The 16,399-nt window shown below is 47.4% G+C and carries 17 protein-coding genes; 14 read left to right on the top strand and 3 right to left on the bottom strand.

What is annotated here, in order from left to right:
- Positions 1 to 1,020: 1,020 nt before the first annotated feature.
- A complete protein-coding gene (locus tag BEP19_RS10295) occupies positions 1,021 to 1,947 on the bottom strand; it encodes an AEC family transporter (protein ID WP_245983513.1) in 927 nt (308 codons plus the stop codon).
- Positions 1,948 to 2,194: 247 nt separating this feature from the next.
- Between BEP19_RS10295 and BEP19_RS10300 the strand changes: the two genes are divergently transcribed.
- The 12 genes from BEP19_RS10300 (at position 2,195) to mnhG (ending at position 13,593) form a co-directional block, all read left to right on the top strand.
- A complete protein-coding gene (locus BEP19_RS10300) occupies positions 2,195 to 3,403 on the top strand; it encodes a cytochrome P450 (RefSeq protein ID WP_211329334.1) in 1,209 nt (402 codons plus the stop codon).
- Positions 3,404 to 3,535: 132 nt separating this feature from the next.
- Complete coding sequence (locus tag BEP19_RS10305; RefSeq protein WP_120189785.1) at positions 3,536 to 4,126, top strand: TetR/AcrR family transcriptional regulator; 591 nt, start codon at positions 3,536 to 3,538, stop codon at positions 4,124 to 4,126.
- Complete coding sequence (locus tag BEP19_RS10310; RefSeq protein ID WP_120189786.1) at positions 4,123 to 5,304, top strand: HlyD family secretion protein; 1,182 nt, start codon at positions 4,123 to 4,125, stop codon at positions 5,302 to 5,304. The genes BEP19_RS10305 and BEP19_RS10310 overlap by 4 nt, the downstream gene beginning before the upstream one ends.
- Positions 5,301 to 6,443 (top strand): ABC transporter permease, encoded by a 1,143-nt coding sequence (locus tag BEP19_RS10315; RefSeq protein WP_120189787.1) that lies wholly within the window; start codon positions 5,301 to 5,303, stop codon positions 6,441 to 6,443. Before BEP19_RS10310 ends, BEP19_RS10315 begins: the two co-directional genes overlap by 4 nt.
- Positions 6,433 to 7,629 (top strand): ABC transporter permease, encoded by a 1,197-nt coding sequence (locus tag BEP19_RS10320; RefSeq protein WP_120189788.1) that lies wholly within the window; start codon positions 6,433 to 6,435, stop codon positions 7,627 to 7,629. The genes BEP19_RS10315 and BEP19_RS10320 overlap by 11 nt, the downstream gene beginning before the upstream one ends.
- Before the next feature lie 178 nt (positions 7,630 to 7,807).
- Positions 7,808 to 10,216, top strand: coding sequence for a Na+/H+ antiporter subunit A (locus BEP19_RS10325; protein WP_120189789.1), 2,409 nt, complete (start codon positions 7,808 to 7,810; stop codon positions 10,214 to 10,216).
- Positions 10,213 to 10,638: a Na(+)/H(+) antiporter subunit B gene (locus BEP19_RS10330; RefSeq protein ID WP_120189790.1), complete on the top strand. Its 426-nt coding sequence runs from the start codon at positions 10,213 to 10,215 to the stop codon at positions 10,636 to 10,638. Before BEP19_RS10325 ends, BEP19_RS10330 begins: the two co-directional genes overlap by 4 nt.
- 5 nt (positions 10,639 to 10,643) lie before the next feature.
- A complete protein-coding gene (locus tag BEP19_RS10335) occupies positions 10,644 to 10,982 on the top strand; it encodes a Na(+)/H(+) antiporter subunit C (RefSeq protein WP_120189791.1) in 339 nt (112 codons plus the stop codon).
- Complete coding sequence (locus tag BEP19_RS10340) at positions 10,975 to 12,465, top strand: Na+/H+ antiporter subunit D (RefSeq protein ID WP_120189792.1); 1,491 nt, start codon at positions 10,975 to 10,977, stop codon at positions 12,463 to 12,465. Before BEP19_RS10335 ends, BEP19_RS10340 begins: the two co-directional genes overlap by 8 nt.
- Positions 12,466 to 12,471: 6 nt before the next feature.
- The gene (locus BEP19_RS10345) at positions 12,472 to 12,948 is read left to right on the top strand and encodes a Na+/H+ antiporter subunit E (protein WP_120189793.1); all 477 of its coding nucleotides are present in this window, start codon (positions 12,472 to 12,474) and stop codon (positions 12,946 to 12,948) included.
- Positions 12,948 to 13,232: a Na(+)/H(+) antiporter subunit F1 gene (locus BEP19_RS10350; protein ID WP_120189794.1), complete on the top strand. Its 285-nt coding sequence runs from the start codon at positions 12,948 to 12,950 to the stop codon at positions 13,230 to 13,232. Before BEP19_RS10345 ends, BEP19_RS10350 begins: the two co-directional genes overlap by 1 nt.
- Entirely contained in the window at positions 13,216 to 13,593 is a 378-nt protein-coding gene (gene mnhG / locus BEP19_RS10355) for a monovalent cation/H(+) antiporter subunit G (protein WP_120189795.1), read from the top strand. The genes BEP19_RS10350 and mnhG overlap by 17 nt, the downstream gene beginning before the upstream one ends.
- A 609-nt stretch (positions 13,594 to 14,202) precedes the next feature.
- On the opposite strand, the gene BEP19_RS10360 is transcribed toward mnhG, so the two are convergent.
- Both BEP19_RS10360 and BEP19_RS10365 read right to left on the bottom strand, forming a co-directional pair.
- Positions 14,203 to 14,577 carry a hypothetical protein gene (locus BEP19_RS10360; protein ID WP_147393787.1) on the bottom strand — a complete coding sequence of 125 codons (375 nt, stop codon included), beginning with the start codon at positions 14,575 to 14,577 and terminating at the stop codon, positions 14,203 to 14,205.
- A complete protein-coding gene (locus tag BEP19_RS10365) occupies positions 14,537 to 14,818 on the bottom strand; it encodes a hypothetical protein (protein ID WP_120189797.1) in 282 nt (93 codons plus the stop codon). The genes BEP19_RS10360 and BEP19_RS10365 overlap by 41 nt, the downstream gene beginning before the upstream one ends.
- Positions 14,819 to 14,952: 134 nt before the next feature.
- Between BEP19_RS10365 and BEP19_RS10370 the strand changes: the two genes are divergently transcribed.
- Positions 14,953 to 15,867, top strand: coding sequence for an EamA family transporter (locus BEP19_RS10370; RefSeq protein WP_245983469.1), 915 nt, complete (start codon positions 14,953 to 14,955; stop codon positions 15,865 to 15,867).
- 17 nt (positions 15,868 to 15,884) lie between these two features.
- Positions 15,885 to 16,394 (top strand): NUDIX hydrolase, encoded by a 510-nt coding sequence (locus BEP19_RS10375; protein WP_211329335.1) that lies wholly within the window; start codon positions 15,885 to 15,887, stop codon positions 16,392 to 16,394.
- Positions 16,395 to 16,399: the final 5 nt, after the last annotated feature.

A 16,399-nucleotide genomic window follows, 5' to 3' on the forward strand; every position in this document is an offset into this window, starting at 1 on the left:
AGTTTAATAATTAAAGGAAAAATTACAATAAAGATCAGACTTAACTATCCCAATGTGAACAATCGTTGGGTATCCGCTGGAATATATTGTTGTTCCCCACAATGGACGCAACTTCTTCCACCTTTTGAAAATCCAAGGGGCAGGATCTCCTTAATTCTCCATCTAAAGTTGCAATTTTTACAATGTGCCATTATATGGCTCCTTTTCCGATTAAATCTGCCCGCTCCTGTCCTGATCCCCGCCCGAGCGTCCTAATTAGTTTCGCCTTTTCCCGCTCTAAATCATCCTACTATTTTATCTAATTGTTCCCTTTTGAACATAATCTCTTAAAAACATATTGGCAGAATACGATGCTTATCTGTTATAATGAGAACAGGCGTTCTTGTGAGGACGGGGATGGGTCCGAGCGCAGTAGTAAGATGCGCCAAAGTCGATTAATCTAAATCATCTTTGATTGTTGCGCCACTAAACACTTTATTGTAGACATAGGATTCAATACCGTTCAGGTTCGCTGCGTACTCATCCAAAGTTAATATCGTAGTGCTATTTAAGTTAAGACCATTGCCAACAACTCTAAAATCAATGTGTATGTTATTAATATTAGATCTATAAACTCTATCAATAATTATCGTCAATCTTTACATCTCCCTAGAATTAACAGAATACGAAATTTTAGTTTTGTGTGACTTAATCAAGTTTATCTTTAATGTACACCAAGTGCATCCATACTCGCAAGTGGGTTCTGCGCATAGGCATTGTAATTAAACCCATTCGAAAAGTAAAAGTCCGATCAAGGATGAGCAATAGAGACTCTCATCTAATAGGGTATCTCTGAAAGGGAGGAGAATTGAGTGAAGGTACGTATAGGATTTTGGAATCGCATAAGTAAGCGTCAACGTCTACTGATCCTACAAGCGCTGGCCAAGCAAAATCAATCTAAGTAAAATAAAAGTGGATATCATTGGTCACTTTCCCGCGAAAGGTGTCATAGCCTGATCTCGATCTCTTCAGTTGCGCTCATTAACGCAACCAAAGCAACAACAAATAAATTAGCGGAATGGTGATGCCAGCCAGCGCGGTTGAGAGGAACACACCTGCCGAAGCGAAGTAGATATCCCCGCTATATTTTTGCGCAAAAAGAGAGGTGGTTGGGGCGCTTGGGCTGGCGGTGATTAGCGTGGCGATGGCGATTACAGTAAACGGAAACGGCAGCAGCAACATTGGAAACAAGCACAGCGGAATGACAATCAGCTTAGCGAAACTTGCGGTCCAAATCCATTTGTCGCGAGCATAGCGGCCCAATTCCTTCCACGCAAGGTTAGCCAATAGGCCGCCGATTAACAACATCGACAGTGGAATTGTCATTTTTCCAATCTGCTCCAGTAAGGACAGCAATGGCGTCGGTAATGGCGCTGGCAGCAAACAGCAGACGAACCCGACGAACGTTGCGATGATCCCCGGATTGAACAGCATGTGTTTCCACGTGAATGTAGTCTTGTTTCTTCCTATTAAATAGGGACAATACGTCCAAATAAGAATAAGGTAGATTAAATTGAACACAGCGGCATAAGCGATTCCGATTTCAGCAAATAGAATATAGCAGAGCGCAAACCCGATAAATCCTTGATTGCCAAAAATAATGAGCGATTGATAGATCCCCAATTTTTCCTGTTCGATGCTTGTGAGTCTGTTCAACAGCCAAGCGAGCATAATGGCGATCCCTAGCGCGTATGCCGATAAGAAGATTAATTGTCCAAAAGCAAGCCAGTCATCTCCGCCAAAGGAGAAGTTCATGGCATACACGATCAGCGCCGGCAGTGTGATCGATAGAATCAGTTGAGTGAGAACTTGGTCAGCGTGTTGAGTTAACAACTTGGCTCGCTTAGCGATAAAACCAATCAAGCAAATGGCATAAAGAATCGACAGCTCTTGAAACAATAGCCACATGCTATCCAAGGCAACTCCCCCTTTTCCTGTTGCCATCATACACACGAACATCCATGAGCGTTCCGTATTAGAAAGTATCATTTAAACCTTCACATGCTAGAGACCTTATTCACAACAGAAATTCCCATACTTGAACAATTCCTCCTCCAGGCTCATTTACCCTCGCTTGACTCACTTTCTTTTGTTTATCCAGGAATGTTTTGGAGATGCTAAGGGGGAAAATGGTAATGAAAGAGAGGCCGCTGGCATGATGGAGATGAATCAGGAACAAGATACAGGAACACAGACGGGAGGTATGATTCCCCCAAAAGAGTTGCTGCAAGCGACGGATGCTTATGAATGGTTTAAAGAGATGCGTAAAGTGTCTCCTGTTCGTTATGACGAGGAGCGGCAGACGTGGGATGTTTTCTGCTATGAAGGCGCCCAAAAAACGTTGACGGATTACAAAACATTTTCTTCGCAGATGGGCGGCGGGGAGATTAGCTTACTTGGGATGGATCCCCCAAAACATAAGTTATACCGATCGATTGTTGCCCAAGCTTTTACACCGATTTCGATCGAAAAGATGGAACCGCGCATTGAACAAATTGCCCGAGAGTTGTTAAGCGCCCGTGTTGCTCGGGGGGAAATGGATATCATCGCTGACCTCGCTTTTCCGCTGCCTGTCATAGTGATTGCGGAAATGCTGGGTGTCCCGGCGGAAGATCGAGAGTTGTTTAAGAAGTGGTCTGATGCGTTAGTCGCGGATGTGGATATTGCCAAAGGACAAACGGCGATGGAATTGTTGGAACGGAAACAAAAAGTGGCTGAGGACTTGTATCACTATTTCGGCTCGGTCGTCGAAGAACATCGCAAACACCCGAAAGATGATTTGATCTCCGCTTTACTCCAGGCGCGAATTGAAGAGCAATCGCTTGATGAGCAAGCATTGCTTAGCTTTTGCTTGTTATTGCTCGTTGCTGGGAATGAAACGACGACAAATTTAATCGGAAATGCGATGCTTACTTTTTTAGAACGACCGCAACTGATGGAAAAGTTGCGCGCGGATCGCAGTCTGCTACCGACCGCAATCGAAGAAGTATTGAGATTTCGCTCCCCCGTGCAAAGTTTAAGTCGTCGCGTCACAACGGACACCGTTCTGAATGGCCAACAGCTGAAGGCGGGGGATCGCGTCATCATTTGGCTCGGTTCGGCGAATCGGGATGAACGTCAATTTGAAAATGCCGATCAATTTATGTACAAACGGCATCCGAACAGACATATCGCCTTTGGACATGGCATTCATTTTTGTTTAGGGGCGGCTTTGGCTCGTTTGGAAGCGCGGGTTGCGTTGCACACGCTATTGCAACAAGCGCCAACGATGGCGCTGCGCGATTCTTCTACTATTCAACCGTTGCAAAGTACGTTTGTGTACGGCTATCCAGCGATCCCTGTGACCTTTAATCCTTATGTTTAATCTAAAAGCTGCTGATTAGCGTCCTGCTAACTTGGCAGCTTTTTCATTTTTCATAACCACAATCTATACTTTTTTTGAACTATATAGTATAATTTTAGAATATCCAGTACAAATAAAGATTGAGGTGATAGGATGGCGCGCAGCACACAGGATTTAATTTACTATGGCGCGATTGAAGCCTTTTCGGGAAAAGGTTTTAGCGAAACGACGATGGATGATATTGCTGAACAGGCTGGAGTCGCGAAGGGCACGCTTTACTACAATTTTAAAAATAAAGAGGCCTTGTTCAGTTATGTAATGAGGAGAGGGATTGAGAAATTAACGGAGGAAATTGGGGAAGCGATCGAGCGAGCGGCGGGAGAACCGAGCAAATGGGCCAAAATTGTCGCAGCGCAGCTTGATTATTTTGAAGAGCACCGTTCGTTCTTTCGGTTGCTGATGCAAAACGTGTGGGGCCCAGCGAATTTGTCGGGACAACTCACGCCGCAGGAATTGCTTAAAGATTATTTTCGAAAGCTGGATGAAGCTCTGGCTGACGACCAGTTTCGTTCGGTTATCGATTCGGAATTAGATGTACAAACGGTGTCAGGGGCGCTCTTTGGGATGGTGACGATGCCCGCGTTTCGGGCGGTCCTGCGCGATCAACAGATCAATGAGCCCGCAAGAGTAACGTCGATTACACACATTGTCTTGCGTTCGTTGCAAAGGGGAGAAACAAATTGAATCTAAAAAGATGGTTAATTAGTTTGGGCGCGTTGCTTAGTGTCGCATTGATTTTCGGGTTTGTCTTTAAACCTGCGGCATCATCGAAGGAACAACCGAGCTCATTTAGCGGGATTGTGGAGCAGGAGGAATACCAATTGAGCTTCAAGATCGGCGGACGCGTCGGCGGACTGTCGGTTGAGGAGGGGCAAGCCGTCAAACAAGGGGACGTAATCGGTTATTTGGAAAAAGGTGAATGGCAAAACAAAGTCGATCAAGCCCAGGCAGCCGTTGCGCTTGCTGAAGCGAATGTGAATAAGGCGGTAACAGGTGTCGGCGTGGTCGACAAAGCGACGGCAGCAAAAGTTGAACAGGCCCAAGCCGCCTTGAAAACAGCGGAAGCGCAAGTGACAGCGTTAAAAAATGGGGTTCGGCCTGAACAATTGAAACAACTGGAAGCCAAGGTGACAGCCACGGAAAAGGGGTATCGTCACGCGGAGGAGATGCTCGGAAAAATGCAACAGCTTTTTGAAGCGGGGGCGATCCCACAAACGCAAAAAGATGAAACAGAGCTCGCTTTAGAAAAAGCGAAAGCGGAATATGAAGTCGCCCAAAAAGAATTGGAAATGGCCCGGGCAGGGGCTCGTCAGGAAGATCTCGACAAGGCGACATATCAGGCGGAACAAGCGCGTGGAGCGTTGCATGAGGCGCTCAGTGGCAAAGGACAAGTTCAACTTTCCAGCGACGATATCCAGATTGCCAAAGGACAGCTTGCCCAGGCGCAGGCGACATTAGAAGAGACGTTAACGTATTTGTCATATACCGAATTACGAGCGCCCGTCGATGGAATTGTTGTTCGCAAAAATGTAAAAGCGGGCGAAATGGTCAGCGAGGGTTTTACCGCGATTACGTTGGCTCAACCCGATGCAAAATCGGTTAAGTTTTTCGTTCCTGAAAATCAGTTGAAAGGGTTGCAGACAGGACAGCAGATCAACTTATCCGTTCCAGCGATCGAGGTCCAAACGTCTGGCATCGTGGAATCAGTGAATCCCGCTCCACAATTTGCCGTTCAAAAAGCGACAAACCATTTGAATGAAACCGATGTGCGTTCGTTTGAAGTTAGGGTGAAAATCACAGAACATACGGAGCAAATCTTAGCGGGGATGACGGCCGTTTGGCAAGGGGATCAACCGGAATGAAAATAGGAGAAATGGTGATCCAAGAGTGGAGAAATTTATTAAAAGATCGCAGGTTGTTCGCCATTTTGCTCCTGTTGCCGTTGGGGTACATGTTCTTATTCGGTCATTTATACAGTCAAGATAAGGTTCGAAACATCCCGCTGCTCTATATCGATCAGGATAACAGCGGACTAAGCGAGCAAATCATTCAAGGGTTGGCGGCCTCCGAAACATTTTCATTGGCGGGAACAGCCCATTCTGAACAAGAACTGATCGATCGCGTCGCGGCGGGAGAAGCCTACGCGGGTCTGATTATTCCGAATCAACTGTCGCAAAAGGTGACGCAAAATAGGCAAGGCGAGCTGTTAACGGTGATCGACGGCAGCAATTTAATTATCGCGAACCGTGTCATCAGCGGCTTAAATGAAGTCACGCAGACGTATTCGCAAGGGATTACAATGAAAAAGTTGGAGGCGAAGGGGGTCGATCCGCAAAGCCGCGTCGCAATCCAAATGGGCTACCGAACGTTATTTAATCCAGGCAACAGTTATTCGATCTATTTGCTGCTCGGCTTGATGGGCACGGTCTTGCAATCGGTCACGATGCTCGGAATGACGTTGAGTTTAACGGGTGATAAGGAACAAGGGCAAGGTCCTTTCGTTGAGAAAACGTTCGTTCAATCGCTTAAATATCTTTACGCGAAAGCGGTCCCGTACTTTTTGATCGGTCTGTTTAACGCGATCGTCGCCGCTGCCGTATTGACGCAAGTGTTTCAAGTTCCGTTCGCCGGTGTGATTTGGTTATTGATTCCGTTAGCCGTCGCTTATATGTTGAGTTTGATCGGGTTTAGCTTCCTTGTTGCCAGCGTAAGTCAAACGAAACTGCAGGCGACCCAGCTGACGATGTTGCTCGTTTATCCGTCTTTTTTCTTGTCTGGATTTTCATGGCCCTTTACTTCAATGCCGCAATGGGTGAGCGCCATCGGGAAGATGTTGCCGATTTCTCCTTTTTTGCATGGGATTCGGGAATTGGCGATCAAGGGCAATCCCTGGTCGTTTATCGTCGCGGATGTTACGCGCTTAGCGCTGTTTGCAAGCGTGACCCTGCTCATCTCATTGGGGCCAGGGCTTGTTGAAAGGCGGAAACGGTATGGTGTCTAAATCGATGATGGAAGAATGGGTGTATTTGTGGAAAAATAAACGGTTGTTGGTGATTCTGTTGCTCGTTCCGTTCGTGTTTACCGTGTTGTTTGGCGCCGCTTATAGTGAGGGGAAACTCCATTCATTGCCGACCGTTTATTTTGATGAAGACCAATCGGCGTTGAGTCGGCAGGTCATCCAAGCTTTTCAAGCGTCGGAAACGTTTGAAATTGTCGCGCCGGTTCATTCTGAAGCGGAATTGAGCGAACGAATTCAGCAAGGACAAGCGACGCTTGGTATTGTGTTACCATCGGGAATGGAGAAAAGAGTGAGGCGCGGTGAAACGGGGCAATTGCTAACCTTTGTGGACGGGAGTAACCTAGCTGTTGTAAACAGCGCTTTGCAAGGGGCGAATGAAGTTGTTCAGACGATTTCAGGCGGGATCGCGATCAAGCGGATGGAAGCGAAAGGAATCGACCAGGATACGCTATTTAGCCTCCGTTCAGGTTACCGCATGCTCTATAACCCGACGCTTCATTACGGAATTTTCATGCCATTAGGGTTAGTTAGCGCGGCGATTCAACAAGCGCTGATGCTTGGGATTGCGTTATGCATCGTTCGACATCGTGAAAAAGGAAATGCGGGTGTGTTTGTTGAACGGTTAAGCGAGGTCGGGGTTGTCCGCTGGTTATACGCAAAAAGTATGCCCTACTTTCTGATTGGCATCATTCAATTCGGGCTCTGCTTTGCCCTTTTAATCAACAAATATCATTTCCCATTTGTCGGTCAAGCGGGTTGGATGCTCGTTCTATCGATCGTGTTCATGGTTAGCTTACTCGGGTTAGGGCTGCTTGTGTCCGCCTTTACGCCCGATCGATTGCAAGCGACGCAAATTTCGATGTTAATCGCGTTATTATCGTTTCCTTTATCAGGTTATACGTGGCCGTTTATCGCGATGCCGGATGCCCTCGTGTTTGTCGGACGGTTGATGCCGTTAACGTACTTTCTGCATGGGGTTCAGGAAATCGCGTTGAAAGGACACGGCTGGGCAGCGCTTCAGTCTGATTTAATTGCGTTAGGGCTAATTAGCGCAGTCACATTCTCGTTAACCGCGTTTCGGTTATTTAGGCAGAAGGCGATGCAGAAAAAATCAGAAGCGAGCAATGAGTTACCTGAATTAGAAAACTCTTTTCAGAGTACGATCTAATCTCCCATTATAAAAAGTCTGTCTCCAATTGATTGTCTACGTCTTTTCTCTTTTAAAAAAGAAAGGATGTGGGCCGTTGGCGGCAGACTTTTTTGTATTTTATGCGGAAGTGTCTAGAAGATGTTTTTTACGTCAACGCTAGGGATTAAATGGTTTGCGCTGGGGAGGGAGATTGTACGTGGACTTGTTACATCTGGTGATCATGGCCCCCTTTATTTACGCGGGCTTTGTCCCATTTTTGTACAAAGAGGGGAGGCAAATCCATACAGGTTGGCTCGTGGTGATGTTGCCAATTGTGTTGTTTTCAACTTTTGCGCGGATGATTCCGACGATAGCGAATGGGGAGACGGTCCAAAAAGACCTTGCTTGGATTCCTTCATTAGGGATTAATTTCACCGTATACGTTGATGGACTGGCCTTGTTGTTCAGTTTGCTCATTACAGGGATCGGCGCTTTGGTTGTGCTCTATTCTATTTATTATTTATCAAAAGAGACCGAAGCGCTCGATTATTTCTATGTTTATTTGCTGCTGTTTATGGGGTCGATGCTCGGTGTTGTTTTATCCGATAATTTGGGTGTCATGTATGTGTTTTGGGAATTAACGAGCATGGCTTCCTTCTTGCTCATTGCGTTTTGGCATGATCGGGAAAAATCGCGCTATGGGGCCCAAAAATCGTTATTGATTACCGTCTTCGGCGGCTTTTCGATGTTGGCTGGGATCGTCCTTTTACAACAAATCACGGGTACGTTTAGTGTTCGTGAAATCATCGGGCAAGGGGACTCCATCACAACACACGCGATGTTCCTGCCCGCGATGGTGTTGCTGTTAATCGGAGCCTTTACGAAATCGGCCCAGTTTCCGTTCCATATTTGGTTGCCGGACGCGATGGAAGCCCCAACACCGGTGAGCGCTTATTTGCACTCGGCGACGATGGTCAAAGCCGGAATCTACCTCGTCGCTCGGCTTAGTCCTATCTTCGCGGGACAGGCAGTTTGGTTTTGGCTCGTCGCTGGGTTCGGAATCGCGACCCTGTTTTGGGGATCATTCAATGCGGTCAAGCAAACGGATTTAAAAGCAATTCTCGCTTTTTCCACGATCAGCCAATTAGGCCTGATCATGTGCTTGCTCGGACTTGGCTCAGCCGCTGTCTACTTCGGTCTAGAGGGGAATAACGTTCTTTATACAACAGCGACGTTGGCCGCTGTCTTTCATCTGATTAACCATGCCACGTTTAAAGGGAGTTTGTTTATGATCGTCGGTATTATCGACCACGAAACAGGCACGCGCGATATTCGTCAGCTCGGAGGATTGATGAGCCTGATGCCGATTACGTTCACGATTGCCTTGCTCGGCGCCGCTTCGATGGCAGGGTTGCCGCCCTTAAACGGCTTTTTGAGTAAAGAGATGTTTTTTACGGGTGTGCTCGAGGCCAGTCAGCTCTCGTTGTTTAACATGCAAACGTGGGGCATTTTGTTCCCAGTTTTGGCCTGGCTCGGCAGTGTGTTCACTTTTGTGTATTGCGCGATCCTCGTGTTTAAAACATTCAGGGGAAAATTCCAGCCTGATAAATTAGAAAAGACGCCGCGGGAAGCGCCGTTTGGGATGTTGCTGGCCCCGCTCATTTTGGTCGCTCTCGTCGTCATTTTTGGATTGTTCCCTAATATGCTGGCATCCAGCTTGATCGGGCCCGCGCTGGCTTCCATTTTGCCGCAATTGCTTTCGCCTGGTGAAATTTTTGAGGCGCAACTTTCGCTTTGGCACGGCTTCACTCCTGAATTGTGGATGACCATCGGTGTAATCGCCGTTGGAACGTTGTTGTATTTGAGCTTGCCAAAGTGGATTGGCTTGTATCGCCTGTTTCCCCAAAAGCTCGCGCTGAACCAAGCCTATGATCAAATGTTAATCGGATTGGAACGACGCGCGAATCAGGTGATGCGGCTACACATGACAGGGCTCGTTCGCGATTATTTGGTGTACATCTTTGGGTTTGTGATCATCATCGTGGGGTCCACCTTGTTCTTGTCAAACGGGTTTGTGTTTGAAACAGACCACGCGGCGCCAATTGGGGTGTATGAGGCGGTGTTAGCGGTCGTGATGGTGATTGCCGCTTGCGTTGTTATTTTCTCGAAAACACGGTTGACCGCGATTTTAGCGACAGGTTCGGTCGGATACATGATGGCTTTGTTCTTCGTACTCTTTCGGGCCCCGGATTTGGCTTTAACGCAATTGATCGTGGAAACGGTTTCGGTCGCTTTGTTTTTACTCTGCTTTTTCCATTTGCCTAAACTTAAAAAAGAGGGATCGTCACTGTCATTTAAACTGACCAATCTGCTCATCTCGCTTGGTGTGGGACTCGTTGTGACGCTCGTCGCGTTCGCTTCGTTTGGGACAAACGGGTTCGAGCCGATTTCTACACATTTTTTGGAAACCAGTTATAAGGAAGCGGGCGGGCTGAACGTCGTCAACGTGATTCTCGTCGATTTTAGGGGATTCGATACGTTGTTTGAAATCGTCGTGTTGGGGATGGCGGCGCTCGGGGTGTATGTGTTGATTAAGCTGCGGCTGGCAAAGGGGGATGAACCATGAAGGTGAACGATGTTATTTTACAAACGTATACGAAAGCGGTCGCTTTTATCATCCTTATTTTCTCCCTTTACTTGTTCTTGGCGGGACACAATCAACCAGGGGGCGGGTTTATCGGGGGCTTAATGACCAGCGCGGCGCTCGTTCTACTTTATATTGCGTTTGATATGAAAACGGTTGACAACATGATTCCCATCGATTTTAGAAAAATGGTTGCGCTCGGCTTGACGATTGCCGTTTTTACAGGATTCGGTTCGTTTATTTTTCAAGTTCCGTTCTTAACCCATTCATTCGGCTACTTCCGCTTGCCGCTATTAGGCGAGACCGAGTTGGCGACGGCGGTGATGTTCGATCTTGGAGTTTATCTGACGGTGGTGGGGGGAACGATGACGATTATGTTGGCTATTGCGGAGGATGATGATTAACCGAGATGGAATTATTAATGTCAGTCGCGATCGGAATCTTATTTTCGGTCGGTACTTACCTCATTTTAAGTCGGAGTATTTTGCGGATTATTTTAGGAACAGGGATTATGAGTCACGGTTCTCACCTGTTGATTTTAACGATGGGCGGATTAAAAAGAGGGGCGGCCCCGTTGCTAAGCGAACAGGCGACGGTGTTTACCGACCCGCTCCCGCAAGCGTTGATTTTGACATCGATCGTGATCAGTTTTGGCGTAACGGGATTTTTCTTTGTATTGGCTTATCGTTCTTATCGGGAACTTGGAACCGATGATATGGACGAATTGAGGGGGGAAGAACATGAATAACCTCGTTGTGATGCCAATCGTTCTTCCCTTGCTGACGGGAGCGGTCCTTATCTTTTTTCGGGAACAAATCATTGTCCAGCGTTTTCTCAGTCTCGTTTCAGTTGTAGTATTAATCGTGATTTCCTTTTTATTGATGCAACAGGTCAAACAGGAGGGGATTCAAACGCTATACGCGGGCGGTTGGCTCCCGCCGTTTGGGATTGCGCTCGTTGCCGATATGTTCGCGATGCTGCTCGTGTTAACGACCGCAATCGTCGCTTTATGCTGTTTATGGTTTTCGTTTCGCTCAATTGGAAACCCGCGCGAGCGCTATTATTTTTATCCGCTTTTTCAATTTTTGCTGACGGGGGTGTGCGGCTCCTTTTTAACGGGCGATATTTTTAATTTGTTTGTTTTTTTTGAAGTGATGCTGATGGCTTCTTACGTATTGATTGCGCACGGCGGGACGAACATCCAGCTTCGGGAGACAATGAAATACATTTTGATCAACTCGGTGTCATCGACGCTATTCGTGTGCGCCCTCGCCTATTTATATTCGGTGTTAGGGACGTTGAATATGGCGGATCTGTCGCTGCGTGTGGCGGAAGCGGGGCAACAAGGGATCTTGAACGTGATCGCGGTGTTGTTTTTAATCGTGTTCAGTTTAAAAGCGGGTTTGTTTTTGTACTTTTGGTTACCAGGTTCATACAGCGCCCCGCCGACGGCGATTGCCGCTGTGTTTGCCGCGTTGCTGACCAAAGTTGGGATCTATGCCTTGTTTCGAACGTTTACGCTTATTTTTTATCATGACCCTGGCTTTACGCATCAGCTGATCGCTTGGATGGCGGCCCTGACGATGATTGCGGGCGCGATCGGGGCGATCGCTTATCAGGATGTGAAGCAAATCCTCGTTTACAACGTGGTCATTGCGGTTGGGTTCATCGTGTTTGGCTTGGCGGCGATGACGTCCGCTTCCTTGCAAGGAGCCATTTTCTATTTGTTGCACGACATGATCATTAAAGCGGCATTGTTTTTGCTCGGAGGAGCGGTGATCGGGATCGCGGGCACGAGTCAATTGAAGCGAATGGGCGGTTTAATCAGACGTCATCCGTTGTTAGGCTGGCTATTTTTCCTCGCGGCGATTGCTTTAGCGGGTGTGCCCCCATTGAGCGGGTTTATCGGCAAGTTGCAACTCGTTCAAGGCGGTATCCAAGCGCAAATGTATGGGATTGTCGGGATTAGTTTAGTGTCCAGTTTGTTTGTCCTCTATTCGGTTATGAAAATCTTCATGAACAGTTTTTGGGGAGAAACGGGTGAGAGTCCGATTGGGGGTGAGTCACAAGGGGGCGGCGCTTTAAAAGGGCTGTTGGCGCCGTGCGCGGTGTTGATTGGACTGTCCGTCGTGATGGGGCTCGGCGTAGAGTGGATGATTCCGTACATTGAAGCGGCCGCTGGGACGTTGCTGGACCCGTATATCTATATCGATGCGGTGTTAAAGGAGTAGATTAGCATGGCCCTACAAATATTACTTAACTTTTCGTTAGCTTTTGTGTGGATGTTTCTCAACGACGATTGGAGCCCGACTGCCATGATCATTGGCTTTTTGCTCGGGTTAGGCATGATGTACATTTTTCGTCGCTTCTTTAAAGGGGGCTTTTACTTTCGAAAAGTGATTGCGGTGATGAAGCTGTTGTTGATTTTCATGCGAGAACTCGTTTTATCGACGTGGAGTGTGATTAAAGTGGTATTGAGTCCCAAGATGGATTTGCGTCCTGGCATCTTTGCCTTGCCGACCCAATTAAAAAGCGATGTCGAAATTACGTTGTTGGCGAGTCTTATCACATTGACGCCGGGCACGCTAACTTTAAAAGTATCGGACGATGGACAAACTCTTTACATTCATGCGATGGATCTATCGGATCGGGACGAGGCGATCGCCCAAATTCAGAACACGTTTGAAAAAGCGATTATGGAGGTGACCCGCTAATGTTTGCGTTATGTGTCAATATTGCGTTGGCGCTCATTTCTATTTCCGTTTTAGCTGTGTCGTATCGGGTGTTCATCGGTCCGTCCGTGCCTGATCGGGTAATTGCCCTCGATTCGATCGGAATTAATGTTGTCTGTTTCGTTGCCATCCTGTCGATTAAATTTGATACCCACGCTTTTTTGGATACAATTTTGCTGATTGGGATTCTGTCATTTATCGGCACGACTTCCTTCGCCAAATTTTTAGAAAGAGGAGAGGTGATTGTGTATGATCGCCATCGCTAAAGGGATCGTTGCGCTGTTGCTCCTGATTGGGGCGGCGCTCTGTTTGTTATCGACACTCGGATTGTTGCGCTTGCCTGATGTTTACAATCGTTCCCATGCTGCTTCGAAAGCGGCGACACTTGGGACGATGAGTGTCCTGTTTGGCGTGTTTATCTACTATTGGGCGGTCGACGGCGTGTTAAGCGCCAAAGTGTTGCTCGGCATCTTGTTTATCTTTGTTACACTGCCAATCGGGGGCCACCTCGTTAGCCGCGCCGCTTATTATACCGGCGTTCCTCTTTGGGAAGGCACCGTCGAAGATGATTTGGCGATCGATGATCTGAAACAAGCGGAGGCGAGGGGGGAGGCTGGTGGTTCGTAGGCGGGGAGAAAGGTTAGTGGGCGGGCGAACATCTGGTTGTAGGGCAGTAGATTGAACGGGTGATTTATGGCGCAAAATTGATCTGCGGAAATATACTGAATAAAAATATTAGTAGAATGAAAATGGAGATATAAAAAAGTAGATTGCTTTCCGACTTCATGATTGCGATTACAAAAATAACAACTGCAACCATAATACTCCAAGTGTTTATCAATTAAATCTTCACCCCTTTTTATGAAGTTAGATTCAGTTTAACTCGGCATTTAAAGCAAAAAAAGTACTAACTTTTTTTGGTACCAATTTCCGCTGGATCAACGACCTGTAAAATTTATTCAAGATAAAGGTGTGCTGTAATTGGTTTGCTTGGTAACGGGGTTCCGCATGGCAGTCGGGCTCAAAATCTCGTCAGATCAATGCTCATGACGTGTTTGAGCTCGGAATTTCGTTGTTCGCTTGGTGATGCTCACCTTGCGGAGCAATGAAGGAGAAGAACGAAGAAGGAAAGGAAACGTTCGTTTCCTGGGGATTGAAATTAGAGGATGAAGACCTTGTCTTGTGAGTAATCCCATCCGAAGGGCCATCATCGGGAATGAGCCCTTTGTAGTGGTCTCAACTCCCGTTAGAGCGGCTGCTCTCCTCATTTCGCTGCATCGCTCCCTCCTGTAACGGCCTCATCTCCCGCTGCATCGGGATTATTTCGGATCCGCCCTCTGTAGCGGTCTCAACTCCCGTTAGAGCGGTTGTCCCCCTCAAATTCTGCCCCGCACTCTCCTGTAACGGCCTCATCTCCCGCTGCATCGCGATTATCTCGGATCCGCCCTTTGTAGTGGTCTCAACTCCCGTTAGAGCGGCTGTTCCCCTCATTTGCTGCATCGCTCTCTCCTGTAACGGCCTCATCTCCCGCTGCATCGCGATTAATTCGGATCCGCCCTCTGTAGCAGTCTCAGCTCCCGTTAGAGCGGTTGTCCCCCTCATTCGCTGCATCGCTCTCTCCTGTAACGGCCTCATCTCCCGCTACATCGCGATTAATTCGGATCCGCCCTTTGTAGTGGTCGCAACTCCCGTTAGAGCGGCTGCTTTCCTCAATTCGCTGCATCGCTCCCTCCTGTAACGGCCTCATCTCCCGCTGCATCGGGATTAATTCGGATCCGCCCTTTGTAGTGGTCTCAACTCCCGTTAGAGCGGCTGCTCCCCGAACATTGGCGCCACGTCCCTCATTTCCCAAAAATCACCCCTCCCGACTCCTCCCAACTCCTTCCCAACCTCCTTATTTTTAGAAGATTCGTTTCCTTTTAAATAGAGGGCCGCATCTGTTATGATAGAGTGTAGACTAACTTTAATAGATAGGGATGACCGACTTTGAGCAGACAAAAATCAATCTGGATTTTCTCTTTTGGGGCGGCGTGTTTTGGGTTTACGCCTATTTTTTCCAAGCTTGGCTTTTTAGCGGGGTGTTCGCTGGGGCAAATCATCGGCTCGCAGATGCTGTTGTCGACACTCATTTTGTGGATGCTTACATTACTTAGAAAGCCAGATTGGCGTCGGTTAACGAAATTAGCGGTCGTTAAGCTGATGGCGTCTGGCACGTTATCAGGTCTGACAGGTGTGTTTTATTATGCTTCTTTGCAATATTTACCTGCTTCGCTTGCGATTATTCTACTCTTCCAATTCGTTTGGATCGGAATTTTCTATGAATGGATTTTCGATCGCCGCGTTCCGACGAAACTCACTTTTCTATCCCTCATTCTCACGTTATTCGGTGTCGTGTTAGCGGCGAATATGCTCGGCGGCGAATTTAAGAGTTTATCTGTAAAAGGACTCGTTTTTGGACTTATTTCTGGTTTTACTTATGCGGGTTTTATCTATGTTAATGGAAAAGTGGCGCCCGAGGTTGATCCGATTATGCGGACGACATTCATGATTTCAGGTTCGCTCATCATGGCGATCGTCATTTTCCCTTCGATGTTTGTGACAACGGAGATGATTAAAAGTTCGGTCTGGCTGTACAGCTCAGGAACGGCATTGTTCGGCTCGATCATTCCACCGCTGCTTTTCTCGATCAGCGCCCCACACTTGCCCAGCGGAATTAGCACCATTTTGGGCTCGCTGGAATTGCCTGTCGCTGTCGTGATGGCAAAACTTATTTTTGCTGAACCGATCGGTCTCTTGCAGTGGCTTGGGATTTTACTGATTCTATTTTCGATTTCACTAGACCAATTAAAAACGTGGTTCAATGGGCGTAATCGGGCTGGACCGACTAGACAAATTCAATAGGGTGAGGAGACAATGAGATGAAGATACCTTTACGTTACGATTTTTGTCCGAAATGCGGCGGTAAACTTTACGCGGAGACGATCGAGCAGCAAGATCAGCCGCGTTGTAGTCAGTGTCAATTTATTTTCTATCAAAATCCGGTCGTCGGTGTCGCGGGCATTCTTTTAAAGGATGGAAAAGTGTTGCTCGGCAAACGGAATAATTCCTATCAAGGTTTGTGGTGTTTGCCCTGTGGATATGTGGAATGGAAAGAAGATGTGGAAGAAGCGTGCAAACGAGAGTTTGAAGAAGAAACGGGGCTGCGTGTGGAGCTGGAACGGGTGTATGCGGTCCACTCCAACTTTCACAATCCACAGCAACATACGGTCGGGATCTGGTATTTAATGAAAGAAATGGGGGGACAGTTGGCTGCCGATGATGATTTGGAACAGGTGGATTTTTTTAGCTATCAGCAATTGCCAGAACTTGCTTTTCCAACGGATCGAAAAGTACTGGATCAGCTAGCGGCAGACGGACTGCTGAAATAGAAAAA

The sequence above is a fragment of the Ammoniphilus oxalaticus genome, from assembly GCF_003609605.1.
Lineage (GTDB): Bacteria > Bacillota > Bacilli > Aneurinibacillales > RAOX-1 > Ammoniphilus > Ammoniphilus oxalaticus.

Coding starts and splice junctions, on each gene's coding strand:
- BEP19_RS10330 (WP_120189790.1), top strand. CDS start 10,213: ATGAAGGTGAACGATGTTATTTTACAAACGTATACGAAAGCGGTCGCT.
- BEP19_RS10335 (WP_120189791.1), top strand. CDS start 10,644: ATGGAATTATTAATGTCAGTCGCGATCGGAATCTTATTTTCGGTCGGT.
- BEP19_RS10360 (WP_147393787.1), bottom strand. CDS start 14,577: ATGCAGCGAATGAGGGGGACAACCGCTCTAACGGGAGCTGAGACTGCT.
- BEP19_RS10320 (WP_120189788.1), top strand. CDS start 6,433: ATGGTGTCTAAATCGATGATGGAAGAATGGGTGTATTTGTGGAAAAAT.
- mnhG (WP_120189795.1), top strand. CDS start 13,216: ATGATCGCCATCGCTAAAGGGATCGTTGCGCTGTTGCTCCTGATTGGG.
- BEP19_RS10315 (WP_120189787.1), top strand. CDS start 5,301: ATGAAAATAGGAGAAATGGTGATCCAAGAGTGGAGAAATTTATTAAAA.
- BEP19_RS10350 (WP_120189794.1), top strand. CDS start 12,948: ATGTTTGCGTTATGTGTCAATATTGCGTTGGCGCTCATTTCTATTTCC.
- BEP19_RS10300 (WP_211329334.1), top strand. CDS start 2,195: ATGATGGAGATGAATCAGGAACAAGATACAGGAACACAGACGGGAGGT.
- BEP19_RS10345 (WP_120189793.1), top strand. CDS start 12,472: ATGGCCCTACAAATATTACTTAACTTTTCGTTAGCTTTTGTGTGGATG.
- BEP19_RS10375 (WP_211329335.1), top strand. CDS start 15,885: ATGAAGATACCTTTACGTTACGATTTTTGTCCGAAATGCGGCGGTAAA.
- BEP19_RS10295 (WP_245983513.1), bottom strand. CDS start 1,947: ATGTGGCTATTGTTTCAAGAGCTGTCGATTCTTTATGCCATTTGCTTG.
- BEP19_RS10340 (WP_120189792.1), top strand. CDS start 10,975: ATGAATAACCTCGTTGTGATGCCAATCGTTCTTCCCTTGCTGACGGGA.
- BEP19_RS10305 (WP_120189785.1), top strand. CDS start 3,536: ATGGCGCGCAGCACACAGGATTTAATTTACTATGGCGCGATTGAAGCC.